The 19,869-nt window shown below is 69.1% G+C and carries 16 protein-coding genes and 1 tRNA gene; 7 read left to right on the forward strand and 10 right to left on the reverse strand.

Going from position 1 to position 19,869, the window contains the following annotated elements; translation table 11 throughout:
* Positions 1 to 26 precede the first annotated feature (26 nt).
* The 3 genes from ABD017_RS07035 to rpmB form a co-directional block, all read right to left on the reverse strand.
* The gene (locus ABD017_RS07035) at positions 27 to 350 is read right to left on the reverse strand and encodes a hypothetical protein (RefSeq protein WP_343881556.1); all 324 of its coding nucleotides are present in this window, start codon (positions 348 to 350) and stop codon (positions 27 to 29) included.
* A gap of 234 nt (positions 351 to 584) precedes the next feature.
* Positions 585 to 752 carry a 50S ribosomal protein L33 gene (rpmG, locus tag ABD017_RS07040; RefSeq protein WP_056084493.1) on the reverse strand — a complete coding sequence of 56 codons (168 nt, stop codon included), beginning with the start codon at positions 750 to 752 and terminating at the stop codon, positions 585 to 587.
* Positions 753 to 762: 10 nt separating this feature from the next.
* Positions 763 to 999: a 50S ribosomal protein L28 gene (rpmB, locus tag ABD017_RS07045; RefSeq protein WP_007081352.1), complete on the reverse strand. Its 237-nt coding sequence runs from the start codon at positions 997 to 999 to the stop codon at positions 763 to 765.
* Positions 1,000 to 1,295: 296 nt separating this feature from the next.
* Here rpmB and secB point away from each other — a divergent pair, with 296 nt between their 5' ends.
* From secB to ABD017_RS07060, 3 genes are all read left to right on the forward strand, one after another.
* Complete coding sequence (secB, locus tag ABD017_RS07050; RefSeq protein WP_343881559.1) at positions 1,296 to 1,805, forward strand: protein-export chaperone SecB; 510 nt, start codon at positions 1,296 to 1,298, stop codon at positions 1,803 to 1,805.
* Between the two features lie 9 nt (positions 1,806 to 1,814).
* Complete coding sequence (locus ABD017_RS07055) at positions 1,815 to 2,867, forward strand: NAD(P)H-dependent glycerol-3-phosphate dehydrogenase (protein ID WP_343881562.1); 1,053 nt, start codon at positions 1,815 to 1,817, stop codon at positions 2,865 to 2,867.
* A 124-nt stretch (positions 2,868 to 2,991) separates the two neighbouring features.
* Positions 2,992 to 6,012 carry an SNF2-related protein gene (locus ABD017_RS07060; protein WP_343881564.1) on the forward strand — a complete coding sequence of 1,007 codons (3,021 nt, stop codon included), beginning with the start codon at positions 2,992 to 2,994 and terminating at the stop codon, positions 6,010 to 6,012.
* A gap of 84 nt (positions 6,013 to 6,096) precedes the next feature.
* Here ABD017_RS07060 and ABD017_RS07065 read toward each other — a convergent pair whose 3' ends face one another.
* From ABD017_RS07065 to glk, 3 genes are all read right to left on the reverse strand, one after another.
* Positions 6,097 to 6,429 (reverse strand): hypothetical protein, encoded by a 333-nt coding sequence (locus tag ABD017_RS07065; protein ID WP_343882205.1) that lies wholly within the window; start codon positions 6,427 to 6,429, stop codon positions 6,097 to 6,099.
* A gap of 103 nt (positions 6,430 to 6,532) precedes the next feature.
* Entirely contained in the window at positions 6,533 to 7,216 is a 684-nt protein-coding gene (locus ABD017_RS07070; protein ID WP_343881566.1) for an HAD family hydrolase, read from the reverse strand.
* A gap of 188 nt (positions 7,217 to 7,404) precedes the next feature.
* A complete protein-coding gene (glk, locus tag ABD017_RS07075) occupies positions 7,405 to 8,451 on the reverse strand; it encodes a glucokinase (protein WP_343881568.1) in 1,047 nt (348 codons plus the stop codon).
* A 178-nt stretch (positions 8,452 to 8,629) separates the two neighbouring features.
* Between glk and hemB the strand changes: the two genes are divergently transcribed.
* On the forward strand, positions 8,630 to 9,622 hold the full coding sequence (hemB, locus tag ABD017_RS07080; RefSeq protein ID WP_343881570.1) for a porphobilinogen synthase: 993 nt from the start codon (positions 8,630 to 8,632) through the stop codon (positions 9,620 to 9,622).
* On the opposite strand, the gene ABD017_RS07085 is transcribed toward hemB, so the two are convergent.
* Both ABD017_RS07085 and ABD017_RS07090 read right to left on the reverse strand, forming a co-directional pair.
* Positions 9,580 to 10,770: an acyltransferase family protein gene (locus ABD017_RS07085; protein WP_343881572.1), complete on the reverse strand. Its 1,191-nt coding sequence runs from the start codon at positions 10,768 to 10,770 to the stop codon at positions 9,580 to 9,582. The two genes, hemB and ABD017_RS07085, sit on opposite strands and share 43 nt — an antisense overlap.
* A gap of 183 nt (positions 10,771 to 10,953) precedes the next feature.
* Complete coding sequence (locus ABD017_RS07090) at positions 10,954 to 11,733, reverse strand: glutaminyl-peptide cyclotransferase (protein ID WP_343881574.1); 780 nt, start codon at positions 11,731 to 11,733, stop codon at positions 10,954 to 10,956.
* 103 nt (positions 11,734 to 11,836) lie between these two features.
* On the opposite strand from ABD017_RS07090, the gene ABD017_RS07095 reads away from it, so the two are divergent.
* Positions 11,837 to 13,660, forward strand: a complete 1,824-nt coding sequence (locus ABD017_RS07095; protein ID WP_343881576.1) for a monovalent cation:proton antiporter-2 (CPA2) family protein — start codon at positions 11,837 to 11,839, stop codon at positions 13,658 to 13,660.
* A 140-nt stretch (positions 13,661 to 13,800) separates the two neighbouring features.
* Here the strand turns inward: ABD017_RS07095 and ABD017_RS07100 are convergent, their stop codons facing one another.
* Together ABD017_RS07100 and ABD017_RS07105 are read right to left on the reverse strand one after the other, a co-directional pair.
* Positions 13,801 to 17,265, reverse strand: a complete 3,465-nt coding sequence (locus tag ABD017_RS07100) for an ankyrin repeat domain-containing protein (protein ID WP_343881578.1) — start codon at positions 17,263 to 17,265, stop codon at positions 13,801 to 13,803.
* 85 nt (positions 17,266 to 17,350) lie between these two features.
* A complete protein-coding gene (locus ABD017_RS07105; protein WP_343882207.1) occupies positions 17,351 to 17,644 on the reverse strand; it encodes a YcgL domain-containing protein in 294 nt (97 codons plus the stop codon).
* Positions 17,645 to 17,889: 245 nt separating this feature from the next.
* Here ABD017_RS07105 and ABD017_RS07110 point away from each other — a divergent pair, with 245 nt between their 5' ends.
* Together ABD017_RS07110 and ABD017_RS07115 are read left to right on the forward strand one after the other, a co-directional pair.
* Entirely contained in the window at positions 17,890 to 19,386 is a 1,497-nt protein-coding gene (locus ABD017_RS07110; protein ID WP_343881580.1) for an OmpP1/FadL family transporter, read from the forward strand.
* Positions 19,387 to 19,626: 240 nt separating this feature from the next.
* Positions 19,627 to 19,703: transfer RNA gene (locus ABD017_RS07115), tRNA-Arg, on the forward strand.
* The last annotated feature ends 166 nt before the right edge of the window (positions 19,704 to 19,869 follow it).

The following is a 19,869-nucleotide window of genomic DNA, read 5'->3' on the forward strand; positions in this document are numbered from 1 at the left end:
CATGCTGAAATGTCCGCGAAGTCGCGTCACATCAGAACATCGAGGCGCAACGAGCGGGGCTTCTCAATTGTCTGCGTCCAGACGTGCCGATTCGCGTAGGCGCTGCCTTCTACGTACTCAGCCGCCCTCTGCGGACCGTCGCAGATGGCCATGACGACAAGACCGTCATCGTCCCGGCTGACTAGGACCGCGTGTTCATCGCCCTCGCACCTCTCCGGTTCGATTACCCACCAATGCGGCACGTCGTCCAATTCAATCTCGGCCCATGTCGCAGCGGCGCGCTCATCTTCGAACGGGCCGATAAACCGCAATCCACAAAAAGGGTTTCCGTAAGCAACTATGGCTTTCATCCGTCTACCTCCGAGTGCGGCTGACAGGCGCTTTTATCTCGCGTCCGTTTCCCCGGAATCAACATTACAGCAGCGAGGCCGCCCGGCAGCTTCAATTGCCTCCGTTCTCTCTTTGTCGGGAGCAAAGAAAAACCCGCCACGAGGGCGGGTTTTGGTTACCTCACTGGATCCCAGCTTGCGCTGGGATGACGTTCTGACAAAGCCACTCGCGCGTAGCGCGAGCGGGTCAGAACGTCACTTGATCTTGCCTTCCTTGTAGATCACGTGCTTGCGCACGACCGGATCGTACTTCTTGAACTCGAACTTTTCCGGCGTGTTCTTCTTGTTCTTCTTGGTGGTGTAGAAGTGGCCGGTGCCGGCCGAGGAGATCATGCGGATCTTGTCTTGTGTCTTGTTGGCCATGGCTCAATCCTCAGACCTTTTCGCCGCGGGCGCGCATTTCGGCAATCACGGCTTCGATGCCATTCTTGTCGATCGTGCGCAACGCATGGTTGGAAACGCGCAGTTTGATCCAGCGATTCTCGCCGGGGACCCAGAAGCGGCGCTCATGCAGGTTGGGCAACCAGCGGCGACGGGTCTTGTTGTTGGCGTGCGAGACGTTGTTGCCGCTCTGCACACCCTTTCCGGTGACTTGACATACACGGGCCATGACGACCTCCGTTGAAGGGCTTTGAAGCCTGGTTTGCCGCCCGTTGGCCAGGGCAGCATCGGCCCAGCGGCGCCTGGGGCGCCCCGCGATGCTGGAGGGTGGTGCGGTCGCCTGTCGTGAATCCGCATCGCGTGGCGGATGGCCCGAAGCCTCGGGTCGATATGGCGAGCCGCGTATTCTCCCAGAAAAACCGGGCGGCGCGCAATCGTTGGCCAGGCGGGCGCGTGCGCCAGTGGGGGATGTATGGAACAATCAGCCCCTTTAATTCGACGCAAACGCGCTCCAAGGGATTTCCGATGGCAGAAGTAACCACCAACGGCCAGGCCAACGGCCAGGGCAGCCAGCCGCAACTGATGTTGCAGAAGATCTACGTGAAGGATGTCTCGTTCGAGGCCCCCAACGCGCCGCAGATTTTCCAGGCGCTGGGCGAGAACGACCAGCAGCAGCCGCAGATCCAGCTCAACGTGGGCCAGAAGGCCACTGACCTGGGCAACGACCTGTACGAAGTGGCGCTCAGCCTCACCCTGACCTGCACGCTGGGCGAGCGCACCGCGTACCTGGCCGAAGTGGAGCAGGCCGGCCTGTTCGGCATCGCCGGTTTCAGCGAGGCGGAGCACGCCGGCATCATCGGCAGCTACTGTCCGAACCTGCTGTTCCCGTATGCGCGCCAGGTGATTTCGTCGCTGGTGCTGGAGGGCGGCTTCCCGCCGTTCCTGTTGCAGCCGATCAATTTCGATGCGCTCTACAGCGAGCAGATGCGCCGCATGCAGGGCGGCGACGAGGCCCCGGCCACGCTCAACAGCTGAGTCGAACCCATGGCTGATCTCCCGACCATGGTGGTGCTCGGCGCCGGTTCCTGGGGCACCGCGCTGGCCGCCCTTAGCGCGCGCAACGGGGTGCCCACCCGCCTGTGGGGGCGCGATGCCGCTGCGCTGGCGGCGATCGCGCAAACCCATCGCAACCAGCGTTACCTGCCGGACGTGGAGCTGCCGCCGGAACTGCGCTGCGAAAGCGACCTGGCCACGGCCTTGCGCGGCGCGGACATCGTGCTGATCGCGGTGCCCAGCCACGCCTTCGCCGCGATGCTGGCCGAGGTGGCCCCGCTGCTGGACGCCGGCACGGCGATCGCCTGGGCCACCAAGGGTTTCGAGCCCGGCACCGGCCGCTTCCTGCACGAGCTGGTGGCCGAGCAGCTGCCCGGCCGCGCCACCGCAGTGGTCACCGGCCCGTCGTTCGCCCGCGAGGTGGCGGCCGGCCTGCCCAGCGCGGTTACCGTGCATTCGGAGGACGAGGTTTTCGCGCGGCAGCTGGCCGGCCTGTTGCACGCGCCCAACCTGCGCGCGTATTCGGGCAGCGACGTGCTCGGCGGCGAGCTGGGCGGCGCGATGAAGAACGTGCTGGCCGTGGCCACCGGCATCGCCGATGGCATGGAGCTTGGCCTGAATGCCCGCGCCGGCCTGATCACCCGCGGCATGAACGAGATGCTGCGTCTGGGCATGGCGCTGGGCGCGCGGCCGGAAACCCTGATTGGCCTGTCCGGCCTGGGCGACCTGGTGCTGACCTGCACCGGCGACCTGTCGCGCAACCGTCGGCTGGGACTGGCGCTGGGCCGTGGCGTGGCGATCGACGAGGCGCTGCGCCAGATCGGCCAGGTGGTGGAAAGCATCCTCACCGCCGACGAGGTGAACCGGCTGGCGCTGAAGCACGGGCTCGATCTTCCGATCAGCGCCGCCGTGCATGCCGTGCTGCACGGCGAGGTCACCCCGGTGGACGGGCTGCGCCGACTGATGGCGCGGGAACAGAAGGCGGAATACCCGCCGGGCCTGTTCCGCACGCCTGATCCAGGCGCGGCCAACCCGTCACATTAGCGCGAAAACCCGCGGCATGTCCGCACTGGCCGAGCCCTGTTTTCGGTGAGTGGGCCGTGTGCCGCCAACGCGTGGCACGCCTGCTAAGCTCAACGTTTTGCTTGTCGCCATGGACCGCATGCGCATGCAGCAACCGGACGGGAAACAGCGCGTTGGCGGCGCGTCAGCCAACACGGACGACGCGCTTGCGGCGGCGTGGCGAAGGTTGCTGGCCAAGCCGCGCGTGCCGCCGGCCGACGAGCCGGCCGTGCTGGGGTTCTTCCTTGAGGTCATTCCGCAGGACAGCGCCTCGTTCGCCTGCCTGGATGCCGCGCCGGTGCTGCTCACCGTGGCCGAACACGGCCGCTACACGCGCCCGGTGCCGCTGGACAGCCGCCACCTGGTGCAGGTGACGCTGGCGCCGCACGAGCAGCGCCTGGCCGCCACCGTGCTGGGCCTGCCGCAAAGCGTACGCAAGGGACGCAGCTATGCGCGGCTGAGCGGCCACGTGGGCGACACCCTGCTGGCGGAGATGCTCGATACCGCGCCGTGCTTCCTGGGCGGCCTGGGCGGCCTGCGGCTGTCGCGCAGCCGGCCGCATCCGCTCAACTGGCACTGGTCGATGGCGCCGGACGGCAGCCAGCGGCTGCTGCCGCTGCTGCCCAACAGCCAGCGTCTGCTGCGCGTCGATGCGCTGTGGTATCTCGATGCGGAACACGCCGCGCTGGGCCTGCTCGATGCCGCCGCGGAGGAAACCCGCTGGCTGGAATTGCCGCCGCTGAAACCCGAGGACAGCCCCCGCCTGCGCGAGCTGTTGCCGGCCAGCCGGCTGGCCACGCGGCTGCCGCCGCCGCAGGTTTTCGGCGACATGCGCCGCTCCGAACTGGCGCCCAAACCGGTACTGACCCTGCACGCGCTGACCCGCCATGCGCGCCTGGCCGCCGGCACGCCGCCGCTGGCGTACGCGCGGTTGGCGTTCGACTACGCCGGCGAGCGTCTTCCTGGTCGTGGCGGCGAGCCGCTGGTGCGGCGCGTGCGCGACGGCCAGCTGGTCGAGATCACCCGCCGCCGCGCGGAAGAACTTTCCGCCATGGAGCAGCTCGAACGCGCCGGCCTCACGCCCGGCGTGGACACCGAAGGCCTGCCCTGGGACGTGGCCGAGACCCTGCCCGAGGACACCTGGCTGTTTCCCGGCACCGGTCACGCCGGCGCGCTGGAGGTCAACACGCCAGCACGCTGGCTGGCCTTGCGGCCGCGGCTGGAAGAGGAGAACTTCCAGCTCGAATACGCCCCCAGCTTCCCCTTCGAGGTGCTCGAAGGCCCGGTGCGCTGGTACGGCCAGGCGGTGGAGGATGCCGACGATCACGCCTTCGACCTGGAGGTCGGCATCGAGCTGGACGGCCAGCGCCACAGCCTGCTGCCCGCCGTGGCGCAGGCGCTGGCCGAGCACCAGTTGAACCTCAGCCCGGCGCCGAACGAGCCGGAGGATGCGGTGTGGTACGCGCCGGTCGACGCGCGCCGCCGCGTGCCCGTGCGACTGAAGGAACTGCGCGGCCTGCTGGCGCCGCTGGCCGAATACCTGGAAAAGCCGCGCCGCCAATTGCACCTGCCCAAGGTGCAGGCCGGCCGGCTGGAAGAGCTGGCCGCGGCCATGCCCGGCGGCGGCACGCTGGATGCGGCCGAGCCGCTGTTCGGCTTCGCCGCGCGCCTGCGCGATGCCGCCGAACGCGCCAGCGACGCGGTGCCCGAGGGGCTTACGGTCGAACTGCGGCCGTACCAGCGCGAAGGCCTGCGCTGGTTGAACGCATTGGCCGAGGCCGGCGTGGGCGGCGTGCTCGCCGACGACATGGGCCTGGGCAAGACGCTGCAGCTGATCACCCACCTGCTGTCGCTGAAACAGCGCGGCGCGCTGACCCAGCCGGCGCTGGTGGTGGTGCCGACCAGCCTGATCCCGAACTGGCAATCGGAAATCGCCCGCTTCGCGCCGATGCTGCGCGTGCTGACGTTGCACGGGCCGCAGCGCGCCGAGGAGTTCACCCAGCTGGGCGACCAGGACATCGTGCTGACCAGCTACGCGCTGCTGCCGCGCGACGTGGTGGCGCTGCGCAAGCAGGCCTTTGCGCTGATCGTGCTGGACGAGGCGCAGCAGGTGAAGAACCCGCGCACCCAGGCGCGCCGCGCGCTGCTGAGCCTGCGCTCGCCGCGCGTCGTCTGCCTCACCGGCACCCCGCTGGAAAACCACCTGGGTGAACTGTGGTCGCAGATCGACCTGGCCGTGCCGGGGTTGCTGGGTGACGAGGGCGCGTTCCGGCGCCATTACCGCGTGCCGATCGAAAAGCAGCACGACGAGGAGTGCCAGCAGCGGCTGAACCTGCGCCTGGCGCCGTTCATCCTTCGTCGCACCAAGGCGCAGGTGGCCACCGAGCTGCCGCCCAAGACCGAGATCACCCGCCGCGTGGTGATGGAGGGGCGCCAGCGCGACCTGTACGAAGGCCTGCGCCTGGCGCTCACCGAGGAACTGCGCGAGGTGATCGCCCAGCGTGGCATCGCCCACTCCGGCATCGTGGTGCTGGACGCGCTGCTGAAGCTGCGCCAGGTCTGCTGCGACCCGCGGCTGGTGAAGCTGGAGGCCGCGCAAGGCGTGCACGAGTCGGCCAAGTTCGAATTGCTGATGGACATGCTGCCCGCACTGATCGACGAAGGCCGCAAGGTGCTGCTGTTCTCCCAGTTCACCGGCATGCTCAAGCTGATCGCCGCCGAGCTCGACCGCCGCCGCATCCGCTACGTCACCCTCACCGGCGACACCCGCGACCGCGCCGAGCCGGTGCAGCGCTTCCAGAACGGCGAAGTCCCGCTGTTCCTGCTTTCCCTGAAAGCCGGCGGCGTGGGCCTCAACCTCACCGCGGCCGACACCGTGATCCACTACGACCCGTGGTGGAACCCGGCCGCCGAGGCGCAGGCTAGCGACCGCGCCCACCGCATCGGCCAGGACAAGCCGGTGTTCGTGTTCCGCCTGATCACCAGCGGCACGGTGGAGGAGCGCATCGAGGAACTCAAGGCGCGCAAGGCGGAACTGGCCGACGCCGTTCTGGAAGGCGGCGGCACCCGCGAAAAGCTCAGCTTCGACCAGCTCGACCTGGATACGTTGCTGGCGCCGGCGGGGTGAACGCGCGGCGTTGACCCGGTCGGTGGAATGCAGGGCGCCCGCTAACGGGCGGCCACGCCGCGTTTCCGGCGCGGCCCGATCGCATCACGAACGCGGCGACACGCGCGTGCGCAGCAGGGCATCCACCGACTGCTGCCATTGCGGCGATCCGGGTTCCGATTGCGGTGCCTCCTGGCCCAGCTTGCGCTGCACGGCCCGGTTCCATTCCGCCGAGCCCGGATCGGGGCCGTGGCCGTTGTCGCTGATGCCCAGCGTGCGGTCGACCCATGCGAACCAGGCGGGCGAACCCAGCGCGGCGTTCGCCGGCGGGGTGTTGCCGGCCTGCGCCTGCGCCGTGGCGGGGGCGTCGGCCGACGGCGTGGGCGAGCACGCGGCCAGCAACAGCAGCAGGGGAATACAGGCGACAAACCGGCGCATGGTCATTCCTCATTCCTGTGACGGAGGGCGGCTGCGAAGCCTAACCGGGCCGCCCTCGCGGGAGATTAATTTTTCATCAGCCGGCCGTTGCCGGCGGCGGCGCTCAATTGCGCGCCGCGACCTCGTCGATGTGCCGCAGCAGGTCGGCCGGGTCGTCGTAGACGCGGAACGCGCCCGATTCCTGCAGCTCGCCGCGGCCATAGCCGCCGGACAGCACGCCCACGCCCAGCGAATGCGCGCGCTGGGCGGCCAGCATGTCCCACACGCTGTCGCCGATGACGAGCGACTGGTGGATGTCCACGCCCAGGCGCCGCGCCGCGGTCTGGAACAGGTCCGGGTCGGGCTTGGCGTGGCGCACTTGGTCGCGCGTCACCACGTGCACCTTGGACGGGTCCACGCCCAGCGCCTCCAGGTTGGCCGCGGCGGTGGCCATGCGCCCGCTGGTGGCGATGGCCCAGGGGATGTCCTGGGCGGTGAGGTACGCCAGCAGTTCGCGCGCGCCGGGCAGGGGCCGGATGGCGCTGCCGGCGTGTTGCCGGTTGTAGGCCTCGGCGTGCCATTCGCGCAACCGCGCGAGGCGTTCTTCGGTGATCTCCAGCCCGGTCTCGCGCAGCAGGATGTTGGCGAACAAGCCGCCGCTCATGCCGATCTTGCGGTGGATGCGCCATACCGCCAGGTCCACGCCTTCGCGCTCGAGCGCTTCTTTCCAGGCCAGCACGTGCTGGTAGACGCTGTCGACGAGGGTGCCGTCGAGATCGAACAGGAAAGCAGTGTCGCTGCGTGGCATCGGGGTTCTCCAGTCAGTGGGCGACCAGTATGACGCCCGGGTGGTGAGCGCGGCGGTAACAAATGGCGCGCGACCGCGATGGAGCGGCGGCGATCATCCGTGCGGCAGCGGGGTTTGGCCGTCCAGACAGCCGATCGCCGCGCGCCGGAAGCTTGTCCAGCGCCGCCGCGTTCCGCGCCTTCAGCGCGTCACGAGCGCTTGATAGCGCTGTCAAAACACGGCGGCGTTGCCCACAGGGCGTGTCCCGTCTCCTGCATGGCCAGCGCGGCGGCGCCCAGCAGGCCCGGCTCCGAATGCGTGATCGCCACGGTGGGTACCTGCTCCATGGTGTCGCGGAAGCGGCCCTTGGCCTCGAAGCGCTCGCGGAAGCCGCCATGCTGCAGCCATGGCAGCAGGCTGGGCAGCACGCCGCCGGTGAGGTAGACGCCGTCCCAGCCGCCCATGGTCAGCACCAGGTCGCCGGCCACGCTGCCGAAGATGCCGGCCAGCGTCTCCACCGTGCGTACGCACAGCGGGTCCTCGGCGGACACGGCGCGGGCGGTGATGTCTTCCGGGCTCAGTTCCTCGACCGGCTGGCCGGCGATGTCGGCCAGCGCCAGGTAGAGGTTCACCAGGCCGTTGCCGCAGATCATGCGTTCGTTGGAGACGCGGCCGAAGCGCTGGTTGAGGCGGTGCAGGATTTCCACGTCCTCGGCCGTGTGCGCGGCAAAACCGGCATGGCCACCCTCGCTTTCCAGCACGCTGCAGCTGCCGTCGCGCAGCAGCAAGCCGCCCACGCCCAGGCCGGTACCCGGGCCCATCACCACGAAGGTCTGCGAGGCATGGCTGCCCAGCCGCGGCAGCGGCGGCTTGCCCACGGTCACCAGATCCTTCGGGGTCAGCAAGGTCACGGCCATGCTCTGGGCGGCGAAGTCGTTCACCAGCCGCACCGAGTTCATGCCCAGCTTGTTGCGCAATTGCTGCGCCGATACCGCCCAGGGATTGTTGGTGATCTGCACCGTCTCGCCGTCGGCGATGCGTCCGGCGGCGGCGATGATTGCGTAGCGGGCGCTGAAGCCGGTGTCGCCGAAATACTGCCGGATCGCCTCGGCCAGGGTGTCGAAATCCGCCACCCGGTAGCGCCGGATGCTGTCGGTGAGCAGCGGTGCGGTCAGGTCGGTGTCCGCCAGCGCGAAGCGCACGTTGGTACCACCGAGATCGGCGAGCAAGGTCGGGGTACGGCTGGGCTGACTCATGGATCTTCCTGACGACGCGAAAACCCCTAGCGTGCACGTTGCAACGGCCATTCGTCCAGTGTTTTGCCCCACCATACGTGGCGGAATGGGCTTTGAAGGCGCCAAACCCCCGCTTCCGGGGCGCCGCCTTGCCTGCGGGCGCTAAAATGGCGGGCATCGATTCCGCGAGCCCCCGCCCATGAACTTTCCCGCCGTCCGCATGCGCCGCATGCGCCGCGATCCTTTCTCCCGCGCGCTGATGCGCGAGCACACCCTGCTGCCCAGCGACCTGATCATGGTGGCGTTCGTCATCGAGGGCGACGGGCAGCGTGAGGCCGTGCCCTCGATGCCGGGCGTGGAGCGGCTGTCGATCGACGAACTGCTGAAACTGGCCGGCGAATGCGTGCGCCTGGGCATTCCCGCGCTGGCGCTGTTCCCCTCGCCGGGTGCCGCGGTGAAAAGCGAGGATGCCGCCGAGGCGTGGAACCCCGATGGCCTGATGCAGCGCGCCACCCGCGCGCTGAAGGCGGCGTATCCCGGGCTGGGCCTGATCGGCGACGTGGCGCTCGACCCCTACACCACGCATGGCCAGGACGGCCTGATCGACGCGGACGGCTACGTGATGAACGAGCCCACCGTCGAGGCGCTGGTGAAAATGGCGCTGGCGCAGGCCGAAGCCGGCATGGATTTCGTGGCACCCTCGGACATGATGGATGGCCGCATCGGCACCATCCGCGACGCGCTGGAGGCAGCCGGCCATATCCACACCCGCATCCTGGCCTATTCGGCCAAATACGCCTCTGCGTTCTACGGCCCGTTCCGCGACGCCGTGGGTTCGTCGGCCAACCTGGGCAAGGGCAACAAGCACACCTACCAGATGGACGTGGGCAACAGCGACGAGGCGCTGCGCGAGGTGGAGCTGGACATCAGCGAAGGCGCCGACGCGGTGATGGTGAAACCGGGCATGTCCTATCTCGACGTGCTGCGCCGGGTGAAGGACGCGTTCGGCGTGCCCACCTTCGTCTACCAGGTCAGCGGCGAGTACGCGATGTTGAAGGCGGCGTCGCAGAACGGCTGGCTGGACGAGAAGGCGGTGGTGCTGGAATCGCTCACCGCGTTCAAGCGCGCCGGCGCCGACGCCATCCTCACCTACTTCGCGGTCGACGCGGCGCGCTGGCTGCGCGGCGGCTGACCTGGCACCCGCCGCCCCGGCGCGTGGATGAAGCGGGCGGTCAGCCAGCGGCGCACCGGCAGGTCGTAGAGCTTCAGGCAGGCCCAGGCGATGGCGATGCTGGATGCGAACACCACCGCGCCCATCGCGCCTTTCACCAGCGTGGACGCCGCCTGGTGGTCGGTCATCCACGCCACGTAGGTGTAGATCAGGCCGTAATGGGTGATGTAGAGCGGGTAGGAAAGCTGCCCGAAAAACGTGGCGGCGCGGGTGGCCGGCCCCGCGACCAGCGACGCGCCCGCGCCGATGGCCACGATCACGGGAAACAGCACGATCACGCACAGCGCTTCGTACAGCCCGTTCATCCACAGATGCTCGGCACCGCCGAAGCGCGGCAGCGCCAGCGCCACCACCAGCAGCACGCTGCAGGTCTCGAACGCATACTTGATGCGGATGCGCTTGCCCAGCCGCATCAGCAGCATGCCCGCCAGAAAGGGAAACAGCAGGCGGGCGAAGCCGATGTGCAATTGCTGCGGGGTGATCGACCAGCCGCCGATCAGGTCGCCCCGCGGGCCGAACAGCACCAGGTGCAGCAGCAACGCCGCCGCCAGCGCCACCAGCACGCCCAGCCAGCGGTTGGACAGTTTGCGCAGGCCCAGCGCGTACAGGATGTTGGCGATGTACTCGAAGAACAGCGACCACGCCGGGCCGTTGAGCGGGTGCATTTCACCCCAGCCGCGGATGTCCATCGACGGCGGCAGCGGCAGTAGCGTGCAGCCGATGAGCATCACCAGCAGCATCACCCACACCGGCGTGGCGTCGATCGTCGGAAACGCCGGGCCCGCCTGCAGGTAGTAGAACGCGGCACCCACCAGCATGCCCATGACCACCATCGGCTGCAGCCGGATCAGCCGCCGCTTGAAGAAGTCGCGCAGCCCCATTGCCTGCCAGCGGTCGTCGTAGGCATAGGCGATCACGAAACCCGACAGCAGAAAGAAAAAGTCCACCGCCAGGTAGCCGTGGTTGATCCACTGCGTCAGCGGCTGCCCGGGCCTGAACGTCTCGCAGATATGGAACAGCACCACCATCACCGCGGCCACGCCGCGAAGCCCGTCGAGGATGAGGTAGTGGTCCTTGCCCGCGGCGGAGGCGTCGAGATGTTTTGTCATGTCGCGTGGATTGTGGTCGTGGGTTTGGGGCGTGTCCGGTTGGTGGTGCAGCGTATCCGAAAAAATCGCCGGCTTACCGGATCGGCAAGCTCCCGTGTGAGCGACTTCAGTCGCGATGCTCTTGCTTTGGAACCCCGGAGCAGAAGCATCGCGGCTGAAGCCGCTCCTGCAGGGCGGGACAGCTCAGTGGCGGGGCTCGGTCAGGCGGATCTCGTACACATGCGGCCAGCGCTTGCCGGTGACGAACAGGCGGTCGCCCGCGGCGTCGTAGGCGATGCCGTTGAGCACGTCGTTGGCCGGGTCGGGCGTGTCCTCGGGGCGCGGCCCCAGGCCGCCGAGGTCGATCCAGCCCACCACCTTGCCGCTGGCCGGGTCGATGCGGGCGATGCGCGGGGTCAGCCACACGTTGGCGTAGATCTGGCCTTTCACCCACTCCAACTCGTTGAGGTTGGCCAGCGGCTGGCCGTCGGCGGTGACGTCGATGTGGCCGACCTGGCGCAGGGTTTCCGGGTCGAGCAGGCGCAGGGTCGCGGTGCCATCGCTCATCAGCAGGTGCCTGCCGTCGCTGGTCAGCCCCCAGCCTTCGCCGGGGTAGCTGAAGCGCGCCAGCGGTTTCAGCGTGGCCAGATCGAACACGAAGCCCTGCTGCCCGCGCCAGGTCAGCTCGATCAGGCGGTCCTTCCAGGCGACGATGCCTTCGCCGAAAAAGCCCGGCCCCGGCGTGGCCACCTGCTGCAGCACCTTGCCGGTTTGCAATTCCACCTTGCGCACGAACGACTGCCCCACGTTGCCGGTGCCCTCGTACAGATAGCCGTCCAGATAGAACAGGCCTTCGGTATAGGCGCCGGTGTCGTGCGGCCAGGCGTGCACCACCGAGTAACCGTAAACCGGCACGTCGCTGGCGGCGGCTGCGCCGGTGAGGGAAGCGCCCAGCAAGGCGAGAACCATGGCGAATCGTTTCATCGCGCCATGATGCCGGAGCCGCGTGCCGGTGTGTCACCGGCGGGTCACCCGGCCCGCTGCGGCGCATGGAATAATCGAGGCTTGCGACGAAGCCGGGAAACGCGTGGAAAGTCACCAATTCTTGCAGACGGCGGTGGTCTTTCTGCTGGCCACGGTCATCGCCGTGCCGCTGACCAAGCGGTTCCGGCTCGGTGCGGTGCTGGGTTATCTGCTGGCCGGCGTGGTGATCGGGCCGCCGTTGCTCGGCCTGGTCAGCGACACCGAGGGCGTGGCCACGATCTCCGAGTTCGGCGTGGTGCTGATGCTGTTCGTGATCGGGCTGGAACTGTCGCCGCAGCGCCTGTGGGTGATGCGCCGCGCGGTGTTCGGCACCGGCCTGCTGCAGGTGGTGGCCACCAGCCTGGCGATCGGCGCGGTGGCGTTTTACCTGTTCGGGCTCAGCGGCAAGGCGGCGGTGGTGGTGGGCGGCAGCCTGGCGCTGTCATCCACCGCGTTCGGCCTGCAGATACTGGCCGAGCGCAAGGAGGCCGGCTCGGCCTACGGGCGCCAGGTGTTCGCGATCCTGCTGTTTCAGGACCTGGCCGCGATCCCGCTGATCGCCGCGGTGCCGCTGCTGGCGTCGTCGACGGCGCAGAGCTTCGACCTGCTGGCGATCGCGCGCACGGTGGCGGTGATCGTGGCGGTGGGCGTGGGCGGCCGCTACCTGTTGCGGTGGGTGTTCCGCTTCGTGGCGCGCGCCGATTCGGTGGAGGTGTTCACCGCCACGGCCCTGCTGGTGGTGATGGGCGTGGCCTTCCTGATGGAGCTGGCGGGGCTGTCGGCCACGCTGGGCGCGTTCATGGCCGGCATGCTGCTGGCCGATTCGGAATACCGCCACGAGATGGAATCCAACATCGAGCCGTTCAAAGGGCTGTTGCTGGGACTGTTCTTCATCAGTGTGGGCATGTCGATGGATTTGTCGCTGCTGCTGGAGCGACCCGGCCTGATCTTCGGCCTGGTGGCGGCGCTGCTGGTGCTGAAGGGTGTGCTGCTGTGGCCGCTGGGTCGCCTGCTGGGCGGGCTCAACCGTTCCGACTCGCTGCGCCTGGTGATGCTGCTGGCCTGCGGCGGCGAGTTTGCGTTCGTGGTGTTGCGCCTGGCGGCGGAGAAGCACCTGATCGCCGTCGCCCAGCGCGATGCGCTGGTGCTGACGATCACCCTGACCATGGCGCTGACGCCCCTGCTGGTGGTGCTGGCGGCGCGTGGCCTGCAGCGCGGGCCGAAGAAGCCCGCGCGCGAGTTCGACGCGATCGACACCGACACGCCGCGGGTGATCATCGCCGGCTTCGGCCGGGTGGGACAGATCATTGCCCGCGTGCTGCGCGCGCAGAAGATTCCGTTCGTGGCGCTGGAGCATTCGGCCGAGCAGGTCGATTTCTCGCGCCGCTTCGGCAACATCAACCTGTTCTTCGGCGACCCCGCGCGACCGGAGTTGTTGCGCGCGGCGCAGGCGGAGAAGGCCGAGGTGTTCGTGCTGGCCACCGACGATCCGGAGGCCAACCTGCGCACGGCGCGGCTGGTGAAGCGGCAATACCCGCACCTGAAGATCATCGCCCGCGCGCGCAACCGCCAGCACGTGTTCCGGCTGATGGACATGGGCGTGGACGAGCCGATCCGCGAAACCTTCCACTCCAGCCTCAAGATGACCCGCATGACGCTGGAGGCGCTGGGCCTGCCGCACGAGTACGCGGTCGACCGGGTCGAGCGGTTTCGCCGCTACGACGAGGACATGCTGAAAAAGCAGGCGCTGGTCTACGACGACGAAACCAAGCTGATGCAGAGCACCCGCGACGCGCTGGCCGATCTGCAGAAGTTGTTCGAGGCCGATGCGGAACCGGGGGCGGAACGGGAACGCGAAAAGGGAACGGTGGAACCCGAAGAGCCCTGATACGCAGCCCTTGCTTCCCCCGCAAGCGGGGAAGGAGGCGACCCAGCCTCAGCGCCGTCTAATGTTGCTTCCCCCGCCTTGCGGGGGAAGCTGCCCGTAGGGCTGATGGGGGCGCTCTTCGCGAGGCTCAGGAGGAAGAATCAGTCCGCCGGCTGCGCCGGTTGGCGCAGGGTCTGGCGCACGCTGGGGATGGCGCTGGCGCGGGCGGCCAGTTCATGGGCGATGTCGATGTAGCCCAGTTGCCGCGCGACGTCGGCGGCGGTGCGGCCGAACGCGTCGGCCGCGTTGCGGTCGGCGCCGCGCGACAGCAGCACGCGGGCCGGCGGCAGCAGGGCATGCATGGCGCAGGCGTGCAGGGCGGTGACGCCGCGCTGGTCGGCATGTCCGGCGCGCGCGCCGGCTTCCAGCAGCACCGGCACGAGCGCGCCGATGTGGGTGGCGTCGCAGGCGCTGCCTGGGCGCAGCTGCGCGCCCAGCAGCAGCAGCAGCGGCGTCATGCCTTCGCTGTCGGCGCGGTTGATGTCGGCGCCGTGCTTGAGCAGCACGTCGAACAGGCGCCGTGCCCGCAGGCTGTCGTTGTGCTCGAAACCGAACTGCGCCGCCGCATGCAGCGCGCCACGGCCGCGGGCGTCGACGGCGGTCAGGTCGGCGCCTGCTTCCAGCAGCGTTTCCACGATTTCCGGATAGCCCATCGCGGCGGCCACCATCAGCGCGGTCGCGTCGTTGGGCAGGCGCTGGTCGACGGCGACGCCGCGTTGCAGCAACAGCTTGACCAGCGCTTCGCGCCGCGCCGCTACGGCAGCGCCGAGCGGCGTCACGCCGTTGCTGGCCGCCTGCGCCGCATCCGCACCGGCATCCAGCAGGTGGCTGGCGATGTCGCGATGGCCGGCGCCGCAGGCGTGCAGCAGCGCGGTGGCGCCGTGCGGGTCGGGCGTATCCACCGCAAAGCCGAGTTCCAGCAGCCGCTGCACCGCGGCGGTGGCGCCGGCGGCAGCGGCCAGCGGCAGGTCGCCGGCACGCAGCGGGCGCCGCGGCAGGCGCCAGTCGGCCCAGTTCAGCCAACGCTCGATGGCGGGGTCTTCCAGCGCCAGGCCCAGCGGGGTTTCGCCATTGGCGTCGGCCGCCTCGGGGTTGCCGCCGTGGGCGATCAGCAGGCGCACCAGCGGCAGCGCCTGCGGGCCGTGCTCTAGTGCGGCGAACAGTGGCGTGCGGCCATCGCGGTCGCGGCTGTTGGGATCGCAGCCGCGCGCCAGCAGCGCCTGCAATACGTCGATCTGCGCATTGGCCACGGCCAGGTGCAGCGGTGAGCGTTCGCGGGCATCGGGGCCGAACGGATCGGCACCGCGTTCCAGCATGTCCAGCGCCAGGGCGTTGAAAGCGCTGCTGCCGTGCAGTCGCACCAGCGTCTGGGCCAGCAGGCCGGCACCGGCCGGGCTGGCGCCGGCCTGGAGCAGTTCCGCGACCGCCTCGGCCGAACCCGGGAGCCGCTGCAGCAGCGCGTCGAACAACCGCCGTCCCAATGGCGAAACAGCGGCTTCGGCCCCTTCATCGGCAGCGGTTTCGGTGTCGTCCAGTTGTTGCGCGGGCAGGCGCGCCTCGGCGTCGAGGCCGTGGTCCAGCAGCCAGCAGCGCGCGCTGCGCAAGCCGGGCGTGGCCAGCTGCAGGTACAGCTGCGCCAACTCCGATGGCGGCCATTGCCGCACGCGGTCGGCGAATCCGGACACCACGGCCCAGTGGCCGAAGCGCAGCGCGTCGAGCAGATGGGCTGGCGTATCGGCGCCTTCGGCCAGGGTGTCGTGGCTGAGGTTGGCCGGCAGCGGCGTTTCCGGATCGAGCAGGGCCACCAGATCCCAGCGACCGGCCGCGGTGGCGTGGTCGAGCGCGCTGCGGCCGTCGCCGCCGGGCACCTTGGGTTCGGCACCGAGCGCCAGTAGGGCGCGCACGGTCTCGGCGTGGGCGCGCGGCGACTGGCAAGCCAGGGTGAGGGCGTCGCGGCCGTGTTCGTCGCGATGGCGCGCATCCGGCTGCGCCTCGGCCAGCAATTGCACCACGCCGCAGGCGCCGGCGCGGGCTGCTTCCATCAAGGCCGTGCTGCCGTGTTCGTCGGCCAGGTCGACGTCGGCGCCGGCGGCGCGCAGCACGCGCGCGATCTGTTCGTGGCCTTCCGCGGCAGCGGCGTGCAGTGCGCTGCGATGGCGGGCGTCGACCGCGTTGACCGCCGCGCGATGCTTGAGCAGCAGCTTCACCCCGGCGACGTCGTCGTCGGCGATGCCGGCCGCCGCGACCAGGGCCGGCTCGCCATCGGCCGGCGTGGGTTTGGCGCCGCGCTCCAGCAGGAACTTGGCCAGCGGCCAGTTGGCGGCGCGGCAGGCGCCGGCCAGCGGGCTGACGCCGGCCTTGTTCAACGCGTTGATCGGGGCGGCAGCGTCCAGCAGCATCGCGGCGACGCCGGGCTCGGCGCTCAAGGCGGCGCCGTGCAGTGGCGTGTTGCCTTCGGCGTCGGTGACGGTGGGGCTGGCGCCGTTGGCCAGCAGCGTCAGTACCGCTTCGGGCCGGCCATGGCGGCTGTCGCGGGTGGCCGCCAGCAGCGGCGTCAGACCGCCGGTGGCGCGATTGACGTCGGCGCCGCGGGTGATCAGGGCGCGCAGCAGGCGGGTGTCCGGCAACAGCGCGGCCAGCATCAGCACCGGGCGCTGGTCGCGATCGGTGGCTGGCGGTGCGGTGTCGGGATCGGCGCCGGCCTCGATCAGTGCCAGCGCCCGCTCGATGTCGCCGTCGCGGGTCGCCGCCAGCAAGGCCTGGGCCTGCTCGGGGGTGCCGGCGATGCGCTCCTGCTCGTTCAGCGGCAAGGCGACCGGGCGCGGCGGGTCTTCCGCATCGCCCGCCAGCGGCGGCAGCTTGCGGCCCTTGCCGCCGCGCGTGCACAGCAGGGCGCGCAAGGTGCGGTTGGCCACGATCAGGCAGCCCAGCGGCAGTACCACTACGCCGTAAAGCGCCAGTGCGGCGATCCGCAACTCCGACGGCAGGATGCCGTACAGGCCGGTGAGCGCGATCGCCACGAACGCCATCACCAGCAGCGACAGTGCCGCCGGCAGGAAATGGCTGAAAAAGCGCTCCTCGCTCGACAGGTGGCGGCCGAACGCCAGGCTGCGCAGGGTGGCGGTGAAAATCCACGAGCCATCGCTTTGCTGCGGGTAGGCGTCGTCCCACACGAAAACCAGCCCGAACGCCGGCCACAGCCGCCACAGCACCGCCAGCGCAACCACGCAGGTGGCCGCCAGCGCCAGCGCGGCGCTGAGCCCGTGCGAAAGGTTCAGCTGCAGCATCGGCCAGGCCACCAGCACGAAGACCAGCGCGGTATAGCCGCTGAACATCACCAGGTGCGCCGCGCCACGGCGCAACACCGTGCGCACGAAGCGGGGCTCCGGGTCGAAGCCGATCACGTGGCAGATCGCGGCCATGGTCAGCGCGTTGGCCAGCAGCAGCGGTATCAGCGTCAGCGGATGGGTGGCCAGGCCGGCGGCGGCGACGGCGAGCAGCCCCGGGACGAACCAGGCAAGGGCTTGCGGGAGGGGCGGGCGGCGCCGCGATTTGGGCAGGGTCATGCCGACAGTATAGAAACCGTGACGAATCCAGACGATAACCCGGCGTTAACGCTCGACCGGTTCTCGCCGCCGTTGCCCCCTGCGGTCAATCGTCGCGGTCGTCGTGTAGCTCGCGCCGATAGGCGGGATGGTTGGCCGCAGCCAGGGTTTCCTGCGGCGGCACCTGCAGATGCCAGCCCTGCGTGCGCAGATGGTCGAGCACTTGCAAGGTGTCCTCGTTCGGCAGCTTGCGCTGCTCGTCCAGCTGCACCTCCATCACGAAGCGCAGCTCGCCCAGCAGCAGCAACAGCGGTTCGGGCAACACGTCGAACGCATCGCGCTCGGCCAGCCACAGGTAGCTGTCGTGTTTGCGCAGGCTGGCGTAGACAAAACAGGGCATGGCGGCATCCGGGAGGGGGGACATCGCGATTCTCCACGCTACCGACCAGGCCTGCCAGCCTGCGCCAGGAGCCCGCTTGTCTCCCGCCGGCGAGCGCCGTCTTGGCAAGCCGTGGACATTGTTGCTGCCACCCTTGCAACTGGTTGGCAGAGTGGGCAAAGTGCGGAGAGGTAGTTCAAACGATTGTATTAATTTTAGAGCTGCCCGCCCCAAGCCCCAGCCGTACAACAACGCAGGAGCAAGCGATGCACACTTCCTTCCGTACCCTTTCCGGCACCGCCAGGCCGCTGGCGCTCGCCGCGCTGAGCCTCGCCATCGTGGGTGCCCTGGTCGCACCCTCCAGCGCCGACGCCAGCGCCTTCCAGTTGAAGGAGAACAGCGTCAAGGCGATGGGCCGCGCCTATGCCGGTTCGGCGACCGCCGGCGGCGATGTCTCCGTGGTGGTCAACAACCCCGCCGCGATGAGCGATCTTGAGGGCACCTACCTGCAGGCCGACGTCACCGCGATCAACTTCAGCACCAAGTTCAGCGGCACCGCGACCGACGTGATGGGGCGCCCGATCGAGGGCGGCAACGGCGGCGATGGCGGCACCACGCTGCCGGTGCCGGCGTTGTACTTCGCCACCCAGGTCAGCGACCGCATGCACCTGGGCTTCGGGTTCTCGGTGCCGTTCGGCTTCCAGACCGAGTACGACCGCAACTGGAAGGGCCGCTACGGTGCGGTCAAATCCAAGTTCCAGTCGCTGGATGCCACCTTGTCGGCCTCGTTCGACGTCACCGACAACTTCAGCCTGGGCGCCAGCGTGATCGCGCAGAAGACCTCGGCCGAGTTGACCAGCGCCATCAACTACAACGCCGTCGGCCTGGGCATCCAGCAGGGCATCGGGGCGAAGGCTGCCGCGGGCGTGGCGCAGATCCAGGCCGCGGCAGCGGCTGGCCAGATTCCGCCGGACGTGGCCGCGGGCATGATCCAGGATGCGCTCGCGGCGGCGGCAGCCGGTGCCGCCGGTGTGGCCGCCGCCACGCCCGTCGGCAGCGACGGTTACGCCCGCATCAAGGGCGACGACTGGGCCTATGGCTGGCAGCTCGGCGGCTACTGGAAGCTGAGCCCCAACGACAAGCTGGCGCTGAACTACCGCTCCAGGATCAGCCATACCCTGGAAGGCACGGGCAACTTCACCACCACGCCCGGCTATGACGCCTTGCTGGCCAACCCTGAGCTGGCCGCCAGCATTCCGCCGTTCCAGCACACCACCGGCACCGCCGACTTCACCACGCCGGCGGTGGCCAGCTTCAGCTACTGGCACCAGGCCGAGCGCTTCGGGCTGGGCGTGGACGTGGCCTGGACCAAATGGAGCGTCTTCAAGAACCTGACGGTGAACTACGGCAACAGCCAGCCGTCGACGTCGGAGCACTACAACTGGCGCGATACCTGGTACGTGTCGCTGGGCGGCGACTACAACGTCAACGACAAGCTCGCCCTGCGCGCGGGCGTCGCGGTGGATACCACGCCGACCTACCTGGCCACCCGCAGTGCGCGCGTGCCCGATTCCACCCGCAAGCTGGCCACCGTGGGCCTGAGCTACAAGGCCAGCCCCAACTTCGAGGTCAACGCCTCGTACGCGCACATCTTCGTCAACAACGCGCACGTCCACACCACCGATTCCACCGGCAACACGCTGGTGGGCAACTTCGAGGACTACGGCAACCTGCTGGGCGTATCGGCCACGTACAAGTTCTGATGCCGCATCGGGCCTGAACCAGAGCCTCCCCGTGCGAACGGGGAGGCTTTTTTGTTGCATGGTCGTCGGCAGCGCGCCGGTTCCCGATCGTGCAGCCACTGTCGCGGACGCGGGTCGGCCGTCGCCGTACGACACCCGTGCGGGGCGCGCATCCAATGTGCGCGCGTGGACAGACAACTCGGCTATACTGCGCGTCCGCCGCCATGCGCCTCTGCATGGAAAGGCCGGCCATCAACGCATGCGTCCGTAGCTCAGCTGGATAGAGTACCGCCCTCCGAAGGCGGTGGTCGTGGGTTCGAATCCCGCCGGGCGCACCATCCTCATTTTGCTGGCCCGCACGACAAGCGGCGCCTCGCGCATGCCCTCCTCAGCCGTTCTCCCTGAGCGTAGGCCGAAAGCCGAAGTCGAAGGGCCTGTGCCAACCGTAGCCTTCGACTGCATCGCGCACAGGGTGCGCTCCTGCAGCCCAGCGGCCCGCGTTGC

This window comes from Rhodanobacter caeni (genome assembly GCF_039523575.1).
Lineage (GTDB): Bacteria > Pseudomonadota > Gammaproteobacteria > Xanthomonadales > Rhodanobacteraceae > Rhodanobacter > Rhodanobacter caeni.

Coding starts and splice junctions, on each gene's coding strand:
- ABD017_RS07035 (WP_343881556.1), bottom strand. CDS start 350: ATGAAAGCCATAGTTGCTTACGGAAACCCTTTTTGTGGATTGCGGTTT.
- rpmG (WP_056084493.1), bottom strand. CDS start 752: ATGGCCAACAAGACACAAGACAAGATCCGCATGATCTCCTCGGCCGGC.
- rpmB (WP_007081352.1), bottom strand. CDS start 999: ATGGCCCGTGTATGTCAAGTCACCGGAAAGGGTGTGCAGAGCGGCAAC.
- secB (WP_343881559.1), top strand. CDS start 1,296: ATGGCAGAAGTAACCACCAACGGCCAGGCCAACGGCCAGGGCAGCCAG.
- ABD017_RS07055 (WP_343881562.1), top strand. CDS start 1,815: ATGGCTGATCTCCCGACCATGGTGGTGCTCGGCGCCGGTTCCTGGGGC.
- ABD017_RS07060 (WP_343881564.1), top strand. CDS start 2,992: ATGCAGCAACCGGACGGGAAACAGCGCGTTGGCGGCGCGTCAGCCAAC.
- ABD017_RS07065 (WP_343882205.1), bottom strand. CDS start 6,429: ATGCGCCGGTTTGTCGCCTGTATTCCCCTGCTGCTGTTGCTGGCCGCG.
- ABD017_RS07070 (WP_343881566.1), bottom strand. CDS start 7,216: ATGCCACGCAGCGACACTGCTTTCCTGTTCGATCTCGACGGCACCCTC.
- glk (WP_343881568.1), bottom strand. CDS start 8,451: ATGAGTCAGCCCAGCCGTACCCCGACCTTGCTCGCCGATCTCGGTGGT.
- hemB (WP_343881570.1), top strand. CDS start 8,630: ATGAACTTTCCCGCCGTCCGCATGCGCCGCATGCGCCGCGATCCTTTC.
- ABD017_RS07085 (WP_343881572.1), bottom strand. CDS start 10,770: ATGACAAAACATCTCGACGCCTCCGCCGCGGGCAAGGACCACTACCTC.
- ABD017_RS07090 (WP_343881574.1), bottom strand. CDS start 11,733: ATGAAACGATTCGCCATGGTTCTCGCCTTGCTGGGCGCTTCCCTCACC.
- ABD017_RS07100 (WP_343881578.1), bottom strand. CDS start 17,265: ATGACCCTGCCCAAATCGCGGCGCCGCCCGCCCCTCCCGCAAGCCCTT.
- ABD017_RS07105 (WP_343882207.1), bottom strand. CDS start 17,644: ATGCCCTGTTTTGTCTACGCCAGCCTGCGCAAACACGACAGCTACCTG.
- ABD017_RS07110 (WP_343881580.1), top strand. CDS start 17,890: ATGCACACTTCCTTCCGTACCCTTTCCGGCACCGCCAGGCCGCTGGCG.